Raw genomic sequence first — 18,027 nt, forward strand, 5'->3', positions numbered from 1 at the left:
CAGGGGCACTGTCCTATATGGATTGCTTTGCCCGTGTCGTCCGAACCCAGACACCAATCGTTGGTGAGATCACCTCAGTGATCCTCATCTTCAGGCGCGAAACAGGTTTCTATCGCTTCCCGGCGGACGGGAAAGCGTTTGTCGTCCATGTTCACCTGCAACGGGTGAGACGACGCGCGCGGTTTCACCGGGACGCGTAGACGTAGTAGGGAATCCACGGTCGCGCGTCCGGTGGCCGGGCGTGCAGGGTGTACCCGGCGTCGGTGAGCAGGGCCCGGACGCCGCCGAACGTGCGTTGCCAGTGCGGGCCACCCCGGTCGGCCTTGAAGTCGTGACACGACACCACGAGATTGCGCACCCGGGGCAGCACATCGCGGGCGGCGTCGAGCACCGCGAGTTCCGCCCCCTCGATGTTCATCTTCAGCAGGTCGATGCGGTCGAGCCCGAACCGCCGGACGAGATCGTCGAGCGTCTCCGCCCGCACCCGGACGCCGCCGGGCTCGCCGGTGATGCCGTTCGCGTTGTAGTCGCTGGTGTCCTCCACGAACACCGTGCCGCTCGTCCCGGCGATCGCGCATCGGACGGCGATGACGTTGTCCAGTCCGTTGAGCGCGATCGTCCGTTGCAGGCAGGAAAACGTGCGGGGATGAGGTTCCACGCAGACGACCATGCCGGTGGGGCCGGCCAGCCGGGACAGCAACCGGGCTTCGGTCCCGACGCCCGCGCCGAGGTCGACGACCGTGTCTCCCGGTCGCGGGCGGTAGTGGCGGAGGAAGGTCTCGGAGGTGGTGTCGTCGACCATCCGTGCCGAGGCGCCGCCGAGCACCGGGCGGACGATGGCGCCCGTGGGGTACCGGTGGATCCAGTTCCCGTCGCGGAACCGGACCGTGCAGCGTTCCCGCCGCTTGACGGTGAGGGCGATCGAACCCAGTGGTGCCAGCAGCCGGGGATGGAGGCGGGCCCGCAGTCCGGTGAGGGCGCTCCTGGTGAGTTTCATGAGTGCTCCGGTGGGGTGCCGGGAAAGCCGGGGTTGGTCCCGGCGTGGCCGGTGATCCCGCGCGGGCGGGCGAGCCGGGCGAGGGTCAGCAGCAGGATCCGCGCGTCCAGGCGCCAGCTGCGGTGCGCGAGGTACCACAGGTCGAGTTCGATCCGTTCCGGCCAGCTCAGCAGGTTGCGGCCACGCACCTGTGCCAGGCCGGTGAGGCCGGGGCGCACGGAAAGCCGGCCGAACTGGCGCCGGTCGTACCGGTCGACCTGTTCCGGCAGGGTCGGCCGGGGCCCGATCAGGCTCATCTCGCCGCGCAGCACGTTCACCAGTTGTGGCAGTTCGTCCAGGCTCGTGCGCCGCAATGCGGCGCCGAGCCGGGTCGTGCGCTCGTGATCGGGCTGCCCGCGATAGCGCAGCGGGTGCATGGAGCGGAACTTCAGGATCATGAACTGCCGGCCGTGCCGCCCGGACCGCGGCTGCCGGAACAGCACGGGGGCGCCGAGCCGCCAGTGGATCAGCAGGGACATGATGAGCAGAACAGGGCTGAGCAGCACGAGTGCCGCACCCGCGGCCAGCAGGTCGAACGCCCGTCTCGACGATCCGTCCCGGACGGGCCGGCCCGCCGCGATCATGCCGCCACCCGCAGCACCTTGAGGACGGCTCGCGCCACGTCCAGCATGTCGTCCGCGTCCAGGTTCGGATGGACCGGCAAGGTGAGCGAGGTCCGGCCGAGTTCGGCGGCGACCGGCAGCCGGGCGGGCGCCCCGTCGATGCCGGCGAAGGCCCGCTCACGGTAGATCTCCGCGCAGCCGCCGTACCCGCACGGGATGCCCTCGGCGGTGATCGCGGCCGCCACCCGGTCGCGGTCCCAGCCGCGCCTCAGCCGCTCCGGGCGCAGGTGTGCATAGAAGCGGTAGTAGGAATGCTCCACATGGGCCGGCGGGTCTTCGGCGCGGATCGCCGGATGGCCGCGGAAGGCGTCGAGCAGGATCCCGGCGTTCTGCCGCCGGTGTTTGACCCGCTCGTCCAGTTTGGCCAGTTGCAGCCGCCCGATCGCGGCCTGGACCTCCGTCATCCGCGCGTTGGTGCCGAAGCTGTCGTGCAACCACCGGAAGCCCGGTTTTCGCTCGTGCCGTTGCAGCTCCGCGACGTTCTTGCCGTGGTCCTTGAACTCCCAGCAGTGCCGCCACAACTTCAGGCCGGAGGTGGTGATCGCGCCGCCTTCCCCTGCCGTGGTCAGGATCTTGTCCTGGCAGAACGACCAGGCGGCGATATCGCCGAAGCTGCCGACCGGCTGGCCGAAGTAGCGGGCGCCGTGGGCTTGCGCGCAATCCTCGACCACCCGGATGTCGCGGGCCGCGGCGAGCCGCAGCAACGGGGCGAGCTCCGCGGGATGCCCGGCCAGGTGCACGACGACGATCGCCCGGGTGCGCGGGGACAGGCGGGGCTCCACGGTTTCCCTGGTGAGGCATTGGGTGTGCAGGTCCACATCGGCGATCACCGGCTTGGCGCCGCACCGGACGACGGCGGAGGCGGTCGCGATGAACGTGGCCGCCGGCACGATCACCTCGTCGCCGGGGCCGAGCCCGAGGCTGCCCAGCGCGAGTTCCAGTGCCACGGTTCCGTTGGCCACGGCGACCGCGTACAGCGTGCCCACCGCGCCGGCGAACTCCCGCTCGAACGCCCTGCCGTGGCCGCCGGTCCAGTAGTTGACCTGCCCGGAGGCCAGCACCTCGCCGGCCGCCGCGATCTCCGCGTCATCGAAGACCGGCCAGCACGGCAGGGGGGTGGTCCGCGCGGGCGCGCCTCCCTCAGCAGCGAGTGCGGTCATGAGCTCCCTCCGGTAAGTGATGTCGTGCGGACAGGCGAAGCGGGGACACCGGCGACGGTGGTCCCCGCCGCGACGTCACGGGTGACGACGGCGCCCGCGCCGACCGTCGCCCCGGCACCGATCCGGACGCCGCTGAGCACGGTGGCGCGGGCGCCCAGCCAGACGTCTGGTCCGATGTGGACGGACGCGGTGCGGTGCCTGCCCGCGCGCAGCGGCAGCCCGCCGGTCCGGTCGTGGTCGGCGTCCCGCACCACGACCATTTCGGCCAGCAGGGCGCCGTCGCCGATTTCGATCCGTTCGCGCGCGACGACCACCGAATGCGGGCCGACCGATTCGGCGGCGATGTGCAGGCACGCCCCGGGCCCGGCGATGAGCTGGCAGCCCCGGCCGATGACGACTCCGTCGAGCACGATGCGGGCGCCTTCCCCGGCGTGGATCTCGCAGCCGGGACCGATCGTGGAGCCGGTGATCGTGACGTTCGGGAAGGCGAGCCGGCAGTAGCGCACCCTCGCCGCCGAAGCGGCCAGGAAGGCCGCTCTTCGCAGGTGGCGTATGAGCTTTCTCATCCCCTCACCTCCACGGCCGTCCGCATCCGGCGGCGCAACGCGGTGCCGGATGCGGCGGAAAGGCCGGCGTAGACCAGTACCGAACCGGCGGCGACGCCCAGCGCGCCGGCCCAGTTCGCGGAAACCGGGTAGACGGCGAGCGCGGCGCCGCTGCCCGCGACGCCGAGGACGCCGGCTGCGGTGGTCCAGCCGCCACCGAGCAGGCCCCGGCTCGCCACCGAGTAGGGCGCCAGGCATATTTCGGCGAAGACCAGGACCACCACCAGCGGACGCGCCGGGGCGAACTCGGCGCCGAACACGGGCACGATCAGCAGCCATGCCGCGGCCACGACGGCCAGTCCCGCGGCGAGCGCCGCGGCCAGCGCGAAACCTGTCGCCGATCGGAGCCTGCGGGCACCGAGGCCGGTCGAGGCGTCTCTGAGGTAGACCTGGCCGGCGGCGGCGGGCAGCAGGCGCGCGGTCTCGGACAGGGTGGCCGCCAGCGAGTAGATCCCCACCGCGGCGGTCCCGGCGGCGATGCCGAGGAAGTACCGGTCCGCGCGCAGTGCCACGACCAGGCCGGCGGTCAGCCCGAGTGCCGGTGTGCCCTGGCGCAGCAAGGCGCGGATCCGCGCCGGTTCCGGGCGCGCGAGCGCGGCGAGACCGGCCCGCCGCAACGCCGCCACCTCCGCCAGTCCGGTGAGCGCCATACCCGCCGCCTGCGCGCCGAGGACGAGCGCCGCGGAGCGCGACGTCGCCAGCGCCACGAGCACGCCCGCCAGCCCGCCCGCGCTCACCGCGGCTGCGGCGAGCCCCCCACGGCGGAACCGGCCGTCGGCGAACCAGGCGTCCGGCACCTGGGTCAGCAGCACCTGTCCCACGGCGAAACCTGTTGTGGCAATCAGGAAACCGGGCGAGCCGAGTGCGGGGTCGATCCACCGGGCCGAGGCCGTCGAGGCCGCCGCCGCGGCGGCGGCCGCCAGCACCAGACCGCCGAGCGAGCACCAGGTGAAGGTCGTTACCAGGCGTCGGCGGGCGCCCGGGGTGCGTGCCGCGGGGAGCCGGGCGCGGAACGCCGCGCCGGAGCCGAGACCGCCCGCGAGGCCGCAGATGCTGCCGATGGTGACCCCCAGCACCATGAGCCCGCGCTCATCTGAGCCGAGCGCGCGGGTGGCCAGGAGGCCGGTGACGGCGTTCGCGGCGGCCTGCAGGGCGCTTGCCCCCGACAGCATCGCCACGCCCTTCACGACTTTCTCCGGCGCACCGGGACCCAGCGGGTGAGCGCGTGCACGAGGCCCAGCGCGAGCAGGCCGATCCCGACCTGGACGGGGACCGGGGCGAAACTGTTGCGTGTCTGGATGAGCAGCGGGAGCAGCATGATCCCGGCGAAGGCGTCGCCGAGCGGCGTGCGCGGCCGCCGTTCCAGCAGGCCCAGCACCAGCCCGATCGCGGTCAGCAGGAGTACGACCCCGAGCAGGCCCCCGTTGTGGTATCCCTCGGCGACGGGCGAACCCCCGATGGGCCCGGCTCGGTCCGCGATCTCGACGTTGAACAGCCGGGGATCGTGGGCCGGCGCGCCGCCGTGCCAGCCCGTCAGCGCCTCGATGAAGCGCACCGGTACGGCGATCAGCGTGGCCCCGTGGAGGAACGGCTCGCCCGCGGAGTGCCAGCCCAGCACGACCACGCTGGGGTGCAGCGAATACCCCATCTCGGCGATCGCGTCGAACGGCGCCGACCACAGTGTGGACGCCCGCGCGTGCGGGCCGGCCAGCCGCGTGGTACGCACCAGCCCGATTAGCGTGAGCAGGAAGGGCACCCCGATCACCGTCCACAGTGGCCTGATCCGGTGACCGCGCCGGTGCTCCACCACCAGCAGGGTCAGCAGCGGGAACAGCACCGCGCCGCGCGTGCCGATCAGGAACGCCACCACCGCGTAGGCCGAGAATCCCGTCCAGGCGGCCGCCCGGGCCGGACCGCCCGCGATGATCGCGAGGATCGCGCCGATCCCGATGAGCAACGTGCCGTACCCGAGCAGGCCCTCGGATTCGTTGGCCTGCAGGAAGGCCGTGTACCCGCCGCCGGAGACCAGGTCGAGCCCGCCGGCCTGCGCCACCGAACCCGCGAACACACCCAGCCCGGCCAGTTCCACACCAAGTCCCGCGATCGCCGCGATACCGGCGGTCTGCGGGGAAACCCCGGCGGGCGCCGCTCCGCGATCCGGGCCGGCGGAGAACGTCGCCGCGAGTGTGCACGCGACCATCCCGGCGATGGCGAGCCGCACCGCGCCTGCGGTGTAACCGCTGTAGAGCCACGAACTGTCGTAGGCGGAGAACGTGTCGGGCCCGCGTACCGCGATGCTGAACAGCAGACCGCCGTGAAACACCCCGAACAGCACGAGGTACGCGGTGGCGGGCCGGTAGAAACCGGTTCGCCCGACGAGCGCGAGGCACAGCGCCCAGGCGAGCCCGAACGTCACCGCGAGCGCGGTGATGTCGTCGGTGGCCGGCGTTCGCACGAACACCACGGATGTCAGGCAGACCAGCGCGAACACCAGCAGTTCGCGGCGGCCCGGCCGGGGCGCGGTCAGCGGCTGGTCCACAATCGCCTCCAGTCCTCGGCGTTGCGGTCCAGTGCGAAGGGGGAGCGGCGGACCGCGGCCGCGATCCGCCGCCGGTGCCCGGCCGGTGCCGCCGCGAGCCTCAGCGCCGCGGCGGCCCAGGCCCTGGGCCCGGCGGCGAGCGGGAGGAGGTCGAGCCCCTCGACCTGCCGGGCCAGGTCTCGTAGCCCCGGCAGATCCGAGGCCAGCACGGGCACCCCGGCCGCGAGGGCTTCCAGCACGACGCCGGGCAGGCCTTCGCGATGCGAGGGCAGTAGGAGCACCGAGGCTCCGGCGAGCACCTCCTCGACGCGGTCGGTCTCGCCGGTCAGCTGGATGAGGGGGTCGCGCGGCGGCACGGGCGCCAGGTCCGCCCACCCGCCGGGCCCGGCCACCACCAGCCGGGTACCCGGCCGCATCCGGCGGGCTTCAGCGTGCACGGGCAGCAGGAACGACCGGTTCTTCTCCGGTGCGCATCGTCCGATGTGGACGAAGACGGGATGGTCGGGCAGGTGCGGCGAAACCCGGAAGCGGTCGGTGTCCACGCCGTTCGCGAGCACACGGTAACGACGATCTCCCCTCGGCGGGGCGGAAAAGGCAAGCGCGGCCGTCGTGACGCCCAGTACGGCGGTGGCGCAAAGCCGCAGCGCGAACCGCAGCAGCGCGCGCTGTACGGTCCGGCGCACGGTCGCCGGGCGGCCGTCGCCTTCGCTGTGCAGGCGCGCGATCCGCACCGGCACCCCGGCCGCGGCCGCCACCGCCAGCACCAGCCCGCTGACCAGGCTCACATGGGACATCACGACGTCCGGGCGCGTCGCGCGCAGCCGCCACCACAGCCGCGGGGCGAACGTGAGCACCGGCCGCACCGGGCACCGCCCGACTTCGGCCCCGGCATCCCGGAACCGGGGCGCGAGCACGCCCTCACCGTCGCCGAGGGTGAGGAACCGTTGGCGTACCTCGTCCGCCGGGATGCGGCGGCACAGCTCGAGCGCGACACTTTCGGCGCCGCCCCGGCCGAGGCCGCCGATGACGTGGACGACCGTCACGGCCATGACCGCCTCCGGGCGGACGGGACCCCGCGCAGCCATCCGGCGAGGCGACGGTCGAGGGCCGCCTGCTCGTAGCCGCGCGCGACGGTGAGATTGCGCGCGGACTGTGCCTCCCACGCCTGAGGATCGGTCAGCAGCCGGCGAATCGCGTCCGCCAGCGCGACCGGGTCGTCCACGGGTACGAGACAGGACTCGTCCAGCAGTTCGGGGATACCGCCGACCGCGGAACCGACCGCGGGCAGCGCCCTCGCCATCGCCTCCACGAGCGCGCGCGGCAGCCCTTCGGTGCGTGAAGGCATCGCGAACAGCGACGCCGAGTCCAGCAGATCCGTCACCATCGCCCGGTTCGACAGCGTGCCCAGGAAGACGACGTGCCCGGTCAGCCTTTCCGAGCGGCGCAGCGCCAGCAGCTCGTCGTGGATCCGGCCGTTGCCCACGATCGCGGCACACACCGGAAGGCCGCTGTCGAGGAGTCGCCGGAGCGCCTTCAGCAGCACGTCATGGCCCTTGTAGCGGGTTTCGTGACTGCCGATCGCCACGATGCGGAACGGACCCGGAGCCCAGGCACGGGCGCTGCCGGCCACCGTGCCGCCGAGCCGGACGTTCGGGATCGCCAGCGCCGGCGTGCCGGGCCGGGGCGGGTAGCGGCGCTGCAGGGCGCCGCGCGTGACGAAACGGGAGGCGTCCGCGCCGCGCACCACCGACCGGAGGTACGCCGCGGCCGGCTTGGCCAGGAACCGGCCTGCCGGCCCCAGCGCGCCCGAGGCGAGTACGTCCGCCGGGTCGCCGACGACCTCGACGGCATAGCGCCTGCGCAGGACGCGGCAGATCAGCGCGGCCAGCGCGCCGACCGCGCCGGGCAGCCGCAGCACCACCACTTCGGCGCCGGCGACGGCGCGCGCGACGGCCAAGGTGAGCGGAACCAGCTTCCGCGCCAAGCCGAAGGCACCCCGGTAGCAGGGAAGCGCCAGCAGTTCGGCGCCGTCGTCGAACGTCGCGTTCGACCGGCCGGGCAGGGCTTCCCCGCGCGCCACCACCCGGATCCGGTTGCCGTCACACAGGTACCCCTCGCGGGCCGATGGGCCGTTCGCGGGATCCAGCGGCGCCCAGCCCTGCCCCCGGACGACGAACCGGGCGTCGGTGAACAGGCTGATGGTCCGCCCGGTGCGGGAACCCGTGGCCTTTTCGATCGTGTCGGCGACGGCCCCCGCCGCCAGCGAGCCGGAGAACGTGGCCACCACGAACCGCCGTGCGTACCGGCCGCGGTCGGAAAGCGCACCCCGGACATGCTCGGCATGGGCGGCTCGCAGGGCCTCCGAGAGTGCCTCGCCGTCGCCGCGGGGCACGACCCAGCCCGACCCCGGGGCCACGGTTTCCGGCAGCCCGCCGGCGTCGCTGACGATGCTGGGCAGCCCCATCGCACCCGCCTCGACCGCGGCCCCGTGATTGTCCGAAAGGGACGGTGAGACCGACAGGTCGGCGGCGGCGTACCACGGGCGCACGTCTTCGACGGTGCCGAGCCAGGTGATCCCCGGACCGAGCCCGTCCTGGTCGAGCCGGAACCGGCGGATCAGCTGCTGGCGGTACTTTTCGCCCGCTTCGTCGAACCCGCTGCCCACCAGGACGAGATGGCTGTCCGGATGCGCGGCGTGGAACTTGGCCCAGGCCGCGAGCAGGACCTCGTGGCCCTTGATGCCGCGGCCGGCGCACACGCTTCGTTTCGGGCCGTAGACGTAGGCGACCATCACCGCGACGAACGTTCCCGCGCCGACGCCCAGCCGTGCGCGTGCCTCCGTTCGCGCCTTCCCGCCCAGCGGCTGGAAGCGCTGGGTGTCGAAACCGTAGGGAATCGCCGGTGTCCGGCCCGCGGGGCGGCCCAGCGCGCGGTAGCGGCGAGCGGTGTGGTCGCTGCCGCAGATGGTCACCGTGTCCAGCCGGGCCAGCAGGCGTTCCGCGGCCCGGATGGGCGCGGACTCCAGATGAAGCGGGCCGGCCACCATGTGCACCCGCGGCATGCCAAGCCCGAGCCCGGCGAAACGCGCCGCGAGCGCGGACGCGTAGAGGTGGTAGTGCAGCACGTCGGGGGACAGGCCGCGGATCAGCCGCCGGAGCCGTGACAGTCCGAAAAGGACACTCGGGGTCGGCCGGAACCGGAAGCCGAACGGGCTGTCGACGACCGGCACTCCGCGCTCCCGCAGTGCCGTGCGCAGGCGGCCCGGTCCCGCGGGCAGCACGACCAGCACCTCGTGCCCGCGCCGCCGTAACTCGTCGAGATGCGGTAGCACCCACAGCCCGCCCTGGGCGGTCTTCAGCACGAGCAGTACCCGTAGCGAATGATCGGCCGCCGTGACGGAACGCGGCGGGGCCTCGGCGGTCACAGGTATTCCACCTGCGGTCCGGACAGCCGGTGCCGGGTGTCGAGCACCAGCTTCGCTTCGGCGCCGACGAATTCGTAGTCGATGTCGTCGTGATCGGTCAGCAGTACCACCGCATCCGCCTGGTGGATCTCGGCCTCGGTCAGCTCCACGAGCTTCATCGACGCCGGGCAGCGGTGCGGTTCCACGTGCGAGTCGACCACGTGGACCACCGCGCCCCGCGTGGCGAGCAGGTCGATCACCCGCAGTACGGGGGATTCGCGAATGTCTCCGGTGTTGGGCTTGTACGCCATGCCCAGCACCAGGATGACGCTATCCCGCAGGCTCTTGCGCTGCCAGTCGAGCGTCCGGACGAGCCGTTGCACGACATAGTCGGGCATCTGGTCGTTGATGTCGTTGGCGAGCGCCACGAAGCGGAAGTCGCGGTTGAGGCTGCGCCGCACATGCCACGACAGGTACCCGGTGTCGACCGGCAGGCAGTGCCCGCCGACACCCGGCCCCGGGGTGAACCGGCAGTACCCGAACGGTTTGGTGGTCGCCGCGTCGATCGCTTCCCACACGTCGACGCCGAGTTCGTGCGCGAACACCGCGATCTCGTTCACCAGCGCGATGTTGACGTGCCGGAAGGTGTTTTCCAGCAGCTTCGTGAGCTCGGCCTCCTTGGTGGTGCTGACCGGGACCGTGGTTTGGACCAGACGGGCGTAGAGGCTCTTGACGGCGACCAGGGAAGCCGCGTCGACGCCGGAGACGATCTTGGGCGTGTTGACCAGGTTCCACCGCCGGTTGCCCGGGTCGATGCGCTCCGGGCTGTAGCCGACGGAGAAATCGCGCCCGGCGACGAGGCCGCTGCCCTGTTCCAGCAGCGGGACGACCACTTCCTCGGTGGTACCGGGATAGGTGGTGGACTCCAGGACCACGGTCGCGCCCGGCCGCAGGTGCGGCGCTAGCCCCGCCATCGCGGACTCGACGTGGTGCAGGTCCGGGATGGAATCCCTGAGCGGCGTCGGCACCGTGACGATGGCGGCGTCGAACGCCTGCGCGTCGTCGTAGCAACCGGTCGGCAGGTAGCGCCCGCTCGCCAGCGCCCGCCGCAGCTGGTCCGCGGGCACATCGTCCACATAGGAACTTCCGTCCTTGAGCGACCAGACCCGGACGGTGTCGAGGTCGAGTCCGACGACGAAGAAACCGGCTTCCACGGCTCGCATCGCGAGCGGCAGCCCGACGTAGCCCTGTCCGACCACGACAAGCCGGGTGGGAGGCGGGGTGGTCATGCGAGAACCTCCTGATCAGGCATGGCGACGGTGTTTCGCAGCCAGGAAAGGGTTCGCCGCAGTCCGGGCCGCAACGGCACCGGGCTGATGGCGGGGAACAGGGAGCGCAGGGTGTCCGGGCAGGCTTGCGAGTGCTGGACGTCGCCCCGGCGGGGCGGCCGGTACCGCACCTTCAGCCGGTGTCCCAGCTCTTCCTCCAGCAACCGGACGAGGTCGTTGAGCGAGGTGCGGGTCCCGAACGCCAGGTTGACGGGTGTTTCGCTCGTCGTCCGCCCCGTCACCGCCTGTGCCAGCACCCGCACCACGGTGTCCACATAGGTGAAGTCGCGGGTCTGCGTGCCGTCACCGTGGACGGTGAGCGGGAGCCCGCGCAGTGCGGCGGACGCGAACGCGGGGATCACCGCGGCGTAGGCGTGATCCGGCGCCTGCAACGGTCCGAACACGTTGAAGAAGCGGAACGCGATCGTCTCCAGCCCGAACGACGTCCGGTAGGCGGCCGCGTAGGACTCGGCGGCGAGTTTGCTCACCGCGTAAGGGCTCGACGGCCGGCATACGAGCCCTTCGGCCTTCGGCAGCACCGGATTGCGCCCGTAGACCGAACTCGACGAAGCCAGCACCACATGGGCGCCCACGTCCCTGGCCGCGTCGAGCACCGCCACGGTGCCGGTCACGTTCGTGTCGTGACTGCGCCGCGGGTCCTCCAGCGAGCGCGGCACGGACGGCACCGCGGCGAGGTGGACGATCGCCGCGACCCCGCGACAGGCCCGCCGCAGCACGCTTGGGTCGAGGACCGAACCGACCTGGAGATCGACGTCGACCGGGCCGAGGTTGGCCGGCCGCCCGGTGCTCAGGTCGTCGAGCACGATCACGTCGTGCCGTTCGGCGAGTGCCCGGCAGAGGTTGGCGCCGATGAAACCCGCGCCGCCGGTGACGAGGATCTTCACCCGCGGCCGCCTTCCAGCGCCGCGCCCGCGCCCAGCGGGGCCGGCACGTCCGTGCGGACGGCGCCGTTCTCGCCGGGCGCAGTGACGGCGCGCTCGGCGACCAGCACCGCCATCGCCCGCGCGTGTCCCAGCACGGCGGCGCGGGCGCGCAGGGTCTCCGGCGCGAGCGGGGGTACCGCGATATGCGAGATGGCCGGGTGGACGGGGCGGTGGTCCACCTCACCGTCGCCGAAGAGTTCTTCGTGCACCTTCTCGCCCTTGCTCAGGCCGGTGAAGATGATCGGCGACCGCTTGCCGCAGATCGTCATCAGCAGCTGCGCGAGATCGGTGATGCGGGCCGGCTCGCCCATGTCGAGCACGAGTGCCTCGCCCGAGGAACCGATGGCCGCCGCCTGGATCACCAGCTGCACGGCCTCCGGCACGGTCATGAAGAACCGGGTCGCCTCCGGGTGGGTCACCGTGACCGGCCGCCCGGTGGCGAGCTGCCCGGCGAACGTGGTCAGCACGGACCCGCGGCTACCGAGCACATTTCCGAACCGCACCGACAGGTATGTCCCCGCGGCCCGGCGCGCGGCATCGGCCACCAGGCGTTCGCCGATGCGTTTCGACCGGCCGAGCACGCTCACCGGGTTGGCGGCCTTGTCGGTGGAGATGTTCACGAACACCTCCACACCGGCCAGCCGGGCGGCCCCGAGCAGGGTGAGCGTGCCGAGCACGTTGGTCTTCCACGCTTCGGCCGGATGGCGTTCGAGCACCGGAAGGTGTTTGAGGGCCGCCGCGTGGAACACCACGTCCGGCCGCCGGTCGAGCAGCACCGCGCGGACGGTGCCGGCATCCCTGATATCGGCCAAAATCACCTCGGGGGCGTCCAGCCGGGCGCGCGCGTGCATCGAGAGCTGCACGGCATGCAGCGCGGACTCGTCGCGGTCGAGCATGAGCACCTGGGCCGGGTCGAAGCGATGCAGCTGCCGGCACAGCTCCGAACCGATGGAACCGCCGGCGCCGGTGACCAGCACGCGCTTTCCCGCCAGGTAACCGGCGATGGCCTCGACGTCGGTGTCGACCTGCCGGCGGCCCAGCAGTTCGGCGACGTCGAGGTCACGCAGGTCGCGCGGGCAGGCCCACGGGCGCAGCAGTTCGTGCGGCAGGGGCGGGGTCTTGACCTCGATGCCGGCCGTCCTGGCCGCGGTCAGCACCACGCTCATCTGGTCCGGACCGGGATCCGTCAGCGCGACGACGAGCACCTGCGCGCCGGTGGCTTCCGCGACCGCCGCGAGATCGCGGCCGGTGCCGCGGACGGCGACGCCGGCGATCCGGCTGTTCCGGCGCGCGGGGTCGTCGTCGAGCACCGCGATCGGGAGGACGTCACCGGCCGAGCCGGACAGCATCGCGCGGACGAGTTCCTGCCCGCGCGGGCCCGCGCCGTACACGATCGCGCGGCGGGCGCTGACGCGGTCCGGGCGCCCTTGCCGGGCGCGACGGCTGCGGATGGCCAGCCGTGGCACCAAGGCGATGGCGACGGCGAACGGGGTCGCGGTGAGCGGCACGGAACGCGGTACGGGCGGCGTCGCCGACAGGCAGACGAGGACGAACAGCGCGAGCCCGGCGACGCCGTTCACCCGAGCGACGGCCAGCGCGTCGTCGAGGCTGCCGACCGGGTGCCTGCCGAAGTACAGGCAGGTGGCGATGCCCGCGCTCCACAACACCGAGATCGCCGCCGTGACTGTCCACAACAGACCGTCGAGGTCGACGTGGGTGAGGTCGAAGTCGAAGCGGAGCCAGGCCGCGAGGGTCAGCGCGGTTGCGATGGCGCCGGCGTCGAACACGGCCGCGGCACCGCGCAAGAGCCACCGTCTGCCGGGCGAGCGCGGCTCGTGGTGTGTCGAAATCGCTGCCATCAGGGGTGTGCTCCTAGCTCGTCACGCGCATTTCCGCGCGCGACCGCACCAGTTCCTGAGGGCAGGAGGGAACCGCCGCGTATTCGGGGACTGGGCAGACGCGGGAGGCGGGCGCGGTCGCTCGCGAATATCGTCCTGTCGGCTCAACCGTCCGAGTTGTTTCGGGGTCCGGGAGACATCGGGGAAGATGCTCAACCTTGCGTTATTCGTACATTACCATCCGGTGGTGCCGTGCTGAAATTCATTCACCGTATCGAGTCATCTCTGAAGGAATTCGGCGAAATTGCGAACCTCCGCCGCGATCAGGTCGATCGAAGCGCGGTGCCGGTGCGGCGGATACCGCACCGGGTCGGGAATCGCATCGGCTTCGGCCGGTGTGTAGGGGACCGAACCGCGTTGCTGCACGGCGAGTTCGACGGACACGCGGGCCCGTGCGACGCAGTCGCCGGGCAGGTCCCTCTCCGCGATGCCGCCGAGGAGACGACCCCATTCACGCAAGCAAAAAGCCTTCCTCAGCGCGCTCGGCTCGAGCGTGACCACGGCCCGCCGGTGCTCGCGTTCGGCGGTGAGCACGAGATCGGCGGCGCAGACCATCGCCGTGTCCAGCCGCCGTGCGCGGAACCCGGCGGCCGCACCGCCGAGCCCATATCGCGCGAGAATTGCGGCACTACGGGAATCCATTTTCGCACCGGCGATCGACTCGGTGCCGGCACTGGCCACCGAGAAATCCGCGGCCACCGCGCCGAGCCTGTCCCGCAGCAACCGCCGGGTGAGAATTTCGGCGATCGCGGACCGGCAGACATTTCCGGTGCACACGAAAAGGATCCCGAATCCGTCGCGGCGCGCGGCGCTCATGGTGTCGAGTTGCCGAGAGCGCTGCCGGGATGAGCCCGCAGGTAGCCTTCGACGTCGTCCGCACCGGCGTACCGCCAGAGCTGGGCGTCGCGGCCCGGGTCCAGGTACACCACGGACTGCGTGCCCTCGCGGCCGAGCCCGGACACCGGCGCGGTGAGGAAGGTGACCGCGCCCGGCCGCAGCCCGCGCAGCTGCCAGCCCAGAGACCGCAACTCGCCGTTGGTCATGGTCTCGTCGACGGTGATCCAGCGGGTCAGCACGTCGAGGAACCGGTACGCCCGAACGGGATCCGAGAACGAACCGTTCGCCACGGCCTTCCGCAGCAGAGCTCGCAACGCGTTCTGATGCCGCTCCACCCGGTCGAGGTCGCCGCCCGGCAAACCCTCGCGCTGCCGGACATACCCCAGTGCCTGCGTGCCGTCGAGATGGTTCGGCCCGGCGTGCAGGACCAGCGTGCCGAACGTCGTCGTCCTGTCGATCGTGACGTCGATACCGCCGACGGCGTCGGTCAGCGCTTCGAAACCCGCGAAGTCGATCACGGCGAAATGGTCGACGCGCAAGCCGGTGAGCCCTTCGACGGTGCGCACGAGCAGGGTCGGTCCGCCGATGGAGTAGCTCGCGTTGATCTTCGCCATCCCGTGTCCCGGCACGTTCACCCAGCTGTCGCGAGGAAGGGAGACGACCGTCGCCTTGTGGTAGCCGGCATCGATGTGCACCAGCATGATCACATCGCTGCGCTGCGCCCCGGGAACGAACCCAGGCCTGGTGGCCTCGGTACCGGTGGTGGGTTGCGTGGCCAGCGAGTCGCTGCCCACGAGCAGGAGGTTCATCGCGGCGGTCGGCGCCGGCCGGGCCGAGTCGTCCAGTCCGGAGAACACTCCGGGGTAGCGGCGGATCTGGTCGCCCAGCCGTTCACTGGCCAGGTAGATGGCCGTCACGGCGGTCGCCAGCAGGACGGCGAGCACGACGATCGTCAGCTTGATCGCGAGCCGGACCCGGTTCGGGTGCCGGCCGGCGGTCTCCTCGTCCGGTTCAGCCATGGCGGTTCGTGCCTCTGGGGACGAGCGTGTTCGCCGGCAGCCGGCCGGCCACCCGTCCGGCGTGGTGCCCGTTTTCGACGTGGCGGCCCTCCCGGCACACCGGAGGGACCGAAACGGCCGCGAGCGGGGTGGTGACCCCGAGGCCGGTCTCGGGCGGGGAGTAGTACTCGTAGTACGGACTGGAACCGGAGGCCGGCGCCATCGTGAACACGGTGCCCAGCAACCGGGCGGAAACCGCGTCCAGCGCACCCATCGCGGTCGTGATCTGGTGCCCGGTGGTCTTCCCGTACCGCACCACGAGAAGGGCGCCGTCGCATGCGGCACCGAGGACGGCGGCGTCGGTGACCGGGAGCAACGGCGGGGCGTCGAGCAGCACCGTGTCGTAGCGTTCACGCAGTTCGGCGAGCAGGTCGGCCATATGCTGCGACGCGAGCAACTCGCTCGGATTCGGCGGGATCGGCCCGCTCCCGAGCACGTCGAACATCGCCTTTCCCCACGGCTGCAACGCTTTGTTCAGCGGGACCCGGCCGGCGAGCACGCTGGTGACGCCGACCGCGCCCTCGAGCCCGAGGTAGTCCATCGCGCGCGGGCGCCGCAGGTCCGCTTCCACGACGACCGTGCGATGGCCGGCCCTGGCCAGCACGATCGCCAGGTTGCACAGTGTCGTGGTCTTCCCCTCCTCCGGAAGCGCGCTGGTGACCACGATGGTCTTGCGCGGCCGGTCGACGTCGATGAACTGAAGGTTGGTCCGGATCTTGCGGAAGGCCTCGGCCCGCGGTGAGCGCGGCTTCTCCTGCACGGTCAGCGGATGCTTCGGCACGTCGGGGTCGTGCGCGATCGTGCCCAGGTTCGGTGCCCCGCTGAGCCGCCGCAGTTCTTCGGCCGATTTCACCGTGGTGTCCAGCATGTTCCGGAGCAGCGCCGCGCCGTACCCGGCGAGCAGGCCCAGCAGCGCGCCGAGCGACAGATCGACCGCCGGCCGCGGGCTGACCGGGGTTACCGGCAGCGTGGCCGGTTCCACCACCCGTGCCGTGACCGTCGCCGGCCGGTCGTCCGTCGGCTGCTCGAGCTGGGTGACGAGCCGCGTGAACGCGCCGCCGGTCGCATCGGCGATCTCCTTGGCGCGCTGGGGAGAAGTGTCGGTGACCGACGCGGTCAGCAGGACGGTGTCCGGCTGCGCGGCGGCCTTGATCATGCCGGCGACCTGCGCGGCCGGGAGGTTCAGCCGTAGCTGGTCGACGACGTCCTGCGCGATGCGGTTGCTGCTGAGCAGCTGGGTGTAGGACTTCACCTTCTGCTCGGACAGGAGGCTGCCCTGGTAGGCCGCGGCGGCGCCGTCGGCGTCGGTCTGTGCGGAAATGTAGATGGTGACCTGCGCCGAATATTCGCGCGGGCTCGACCAGGTGATCGCTGCGGCGGCAGCCAGTCCGGCCAGCAGGCCGGCCAGTACGATTCGCCACCTTTTCCGTGCTACCCGCAGATAGTCGCGCAGGGTCACACTTCACCTCCGGCCTTTCGGTTCGCCAGCTGTCGGCTGGGGCCTGGCCGGATGGGTGCTCATCTTTACACAAGCCGAGCGGACCCGCGCCGATCATCACCGGAAGGAGAGCCTGGCCGCCGGAAAGTCACTGTTCGTAATGAGGCGGATGATCGAATCGGGTAGGTAATGGAATCGCCGGAGTGAACAACCCCCGCGCCGCCGCCTACGGGCGTTCCGTTACCGCGCCTGCCATGCCGGCCGGCGCACCCCTGTCCCGGGCCGGCACACCGACGAGGACGCGATCGCCGAGATGGTTCTTCGTCACGACGGCGCCGGCGCCGATGAAGGTGCGCGCGCCCACGACGAGTCCTTGGAGGACGGAGGCATTGCTGCCCACGGTGACGGCGGTTTCCAGCACCACGTTGCCGGCCACGTTCGCGCCCGGCAACACCGTGACGAACTCGTGCAGCACGCTGTCGTGGCCGATCGTGGCGTTGTACTGAACCTGGGTGTGCGCGGCCAGCCGGGTTCCGGTGGAGATGAACGCGTTGGCGAGCACCAGGCAGCCGGCCGGGATCCGCACGTCGTGCGCGAGCGTCGCGCGTGGATGGACGACCGACGTGAGGACCAGTCCGCGTTCGAGCATGCGGGTGGCGAGACGGCGGCGTGTTCCCGGATCGGCGATCGCTACGACGAACAAGCCGTCGCGCACGTCATCCGGCCGCCGTACCGGCACGCCGTGCAGTTCGGTGGCGACGACGTGGTCGTCCACAAGCACCAGGCTGTCGCGCTCGCAACCGCGGGCGAACAGCGCGTCGAGTGTCTCGCGGCCGAGTCCCCCGGCACCGACGATATGGATGGGCACACTACGGCCGGAGTCGCGGGTCATGGCAGCGTTTCCTCGCAAGCTGACGGGCCGGCGACCACCCGGTCCTGGCGACGGGTCGCCGCGGGCGGCTTCGCGGACCAGGGGCGCGATCCGCGGGTGAGGGCACCGTGTTCATTCCGACTGGGTGCCGGCGTTCATCATGCCGTGTGCGTGCGGCGAATACGTCATCCATAGCGGGTGAACTCGGATGCCCGAGACATTTCGAAACGCTTGGCGACGGCAAAAATACCCGCTCGTAATCACTCTTTCGGGGTGAAAATATTGGC

The 18,027-nt window shown here is 71.6% G+C and carries 16 protein-coding genes; 1 reads left to right on the plus strand and 15 read right to left on the minus strand.

Annotation, left to right across the window (positions count from 1 at the left end):
* The coding region (locus FG385_RS35035; RefSeq protein ID WP_235022807.1) for a hypothetical protein at positions 1-200 on the plus strand (200 nt) is incomplete at its 5' end.
* Here FG385_RS35035 and FG385_RS26645 read toward each other — a convergent pair.
* The 15 genes from FG385_RS26645 to FG385_RS26715 form a co-directional block, all read right to left on the minus strand.
* A complete protein-coding gene (locus tag FG385_RS26645; RefSeq protein WP_139099540.1) occupies positions 185-997 on the minus strand; it encodes an FkbM family methyltransferase in 813 nt (270 codons plus the stop codon). The genes FG385_RS35035 and FG385_RS26645 overlap by 16 nt on opposite strands.
* Positions 994-1,620 carry a sugar transferase gene (locus FG385_RS26650; protein ID WP_139099541.1) on the minus strand — a complete coding sequence of 209 codons (627 nt, stop codon included), beginning with the start codon at positions 1,618-1,620 and terminating at the stop codon, positions 994-996. Before FG385_RS26650 ends, FG385_RS26645 begins: the two co-directional genes overlap by 4 nt.
* Positions 1,617-2,819 carry a DegT/DnrJ/EryC1/StrS family aminotransferase gene (locus FG385_RS26655; protein WP_139099542.1) on the minus strand — a complete coding sequence of 401 codons (1,203 nt, stop codon included), beginning with the start codon at positions 2,817-2,819 and terminating at the stop codon, positions 1,617-1,619. The genes FG385_RS26650 and FG385_RS26655 overlap by 4 nt, the downstream gene beginning before the upstream one ends.
* Positions 2,816-3,385, minus strand: a complete 570-nt coding sequence (locus tag FG385_RS35480; RefSeq protein ID WP_139099543.1) for an acyltransferase — start codon at positions 3,383-3,385, stop codon at positions 2,816-2,818. Before FG385_RS35480 ends, FG385_RS26655 begins: the two co-directional genes overlap by 4 nt.
* A complete protein-coding gene (locus FG385_RS26665) occupies positions 3,382-4,611 on the minus strand; it encodes a lipopolysaccharide biosynthesis protein (protein WP_139099544.1) in 1,230 nt (409 codons plus the stop codon). The genes FG385_RS35480 and FG385_RS26665 overlap by 4 nt, the downstream gene beginning before the upstream one ends.
* Positions 4,608-5,963 (minus strand): O-antigen polysaccharide polymerase Wzy, encoded by a 1,356-nt coding sequence (gene wzy, locus FG385_RS26670; protein WP_160148892.1) that lies wholly within the window; start codon positions 5,961-5,963, stop codon positions 4,608-4,610. The genes FG385_RS26665 and wzy overlap by 4 nt, the downstream gene beginning before the upstream one ends.
* Positions 5,948-7,012, minus strand: coding sequence for a glycosyltransferase (locus FG385_RS26675; RefSeq protein WP_160148893.1), 1,065 nt, complete (start codon positions 7,010-7,012; stop codon positions 5,948-5,950). Before FG385_RS26675 ends, wzy begins: the two co-directional genes overlap by 16 nt.
* Positions 7,003-9,387 carry a glycosyltransferase gene (locus FG385_RS26680; RefSeq protein WP_139099547.1) on the minus strand — a complete coding sequence of 795 codons (2,385 nt, stop codon included), beginning with the start codon at positions 9,385-9,387 and terminating at the stop codon, positions 7,003-7,005. The genes FG385_RS26675 and FG385_RS26680 overlap by 10 nt, the downstream gene beginning before the upstream one ends.
* On the minus strand, positions 9,384-10,655 hold the full coding sequence (locus FG385_RS26685) for a nucleotide sugar dehydrogenase (RefSeq protein WP_139099548.1): 1,272 nt from the start codon (positions 10,653-10,655) through the stop codon (positions 9,384-9,386). The genes FG385_RS26680 and FG385_RS26685 overlap by 4 nt, the downstream gene beginning before the upstream one ends.
* Complete coding sequence (locus FG385_RS26690) at positions 10,652-11,599, minus strand: NAD-dependent epimerase/dehydratase family protein (protein ID WP_139099549.1); 948 nt, start codon at positions 11,597-11,599, stop codon at positions 10,652-10,654. Before FG385_RS26690 ends, FG385_RS26685 begins: the two co-directional genes overlap by 4 nt.
* Entirely contained in the window at positions 11,596-13,497 is a 1,902-nt protein-coding gene (locus tag FG385_RS26695; RefSeq protein WP_139099550.1) for a nucleoside-diphosphate sugar epimerase/dehydratase, read from the minus strand. The genes FG385_RS26690 and FG385_RS26695 overlap by 4 nt, the downstream gene beginning before the upstream one ends.
* A gap of 258 nt (positions 13,498-13,755) precedes the next feature.
* The gene (locus FG385_RS26700; RefSeq protein ID WP_139099551.1) at positions 13,756-14,352 is read right to left on the minus strand and encodes an arsenate reductase/protein-tyrosine-phosphatase family protein; all 597 of its coding nucleotides are present in this window, start codon (positions 14,350-14,352) and stop codon (positions 13,756-13,758) included.
* Entirely contained in the window at positions 14,349-15,392 is a 1,044-nt protein-coding gene (locus FG385_RS26705) for an LCP family protein (RefSeq protein ID WP_139099552.1), read from the minus strand. Before FG385_RS26705 ends, FG385_RS26700 begins: the two co-directional genes overlap by 4 nt.
* Positions 15,385-16,890, minus strand: coding sequence for a polysaccharide biosynthesis tyrosine autokinase (locus FG385_RS26710; RefSeq protein ID WP_139099553.1), 1,506 nt, complete (start codon positions 16,888-16,890; stop codon positions 15,385-15,387). The genes FG385_RS26705 and FG385_RS26710 overlap by 8 nt, the downstream gene beginning before the upstream one ends.
* A 205-nt stretch (positions 16,891-17,095) precedes the next feature.
* Positions 17,096-17,761, minus strand: coding sequence for a NeuD/PglB/VioB family sugar acetyltransferase (locus tag FG385_RS26715; protein ID WP_139099554.1), 666 nt, complete (start codon positions 17,759-17,761; stop codon positions 17,096-17,098).
* Between the last annotated feature and the right edge of the window lie 266 nt (positions 17,762-18,027).

It is taken from the genome of Amycolatopsis alkalitolerans, assembly GCF_006152065.1.
GTDB classification, from domain to species: domain Bacteria; phylum Actinomycetota; class Actinomycetes; order Mycobacteriales; family Pseudonocardiaceae; genus Amycolatopsis_E; species Amycolatopsis_E alkalitolerans.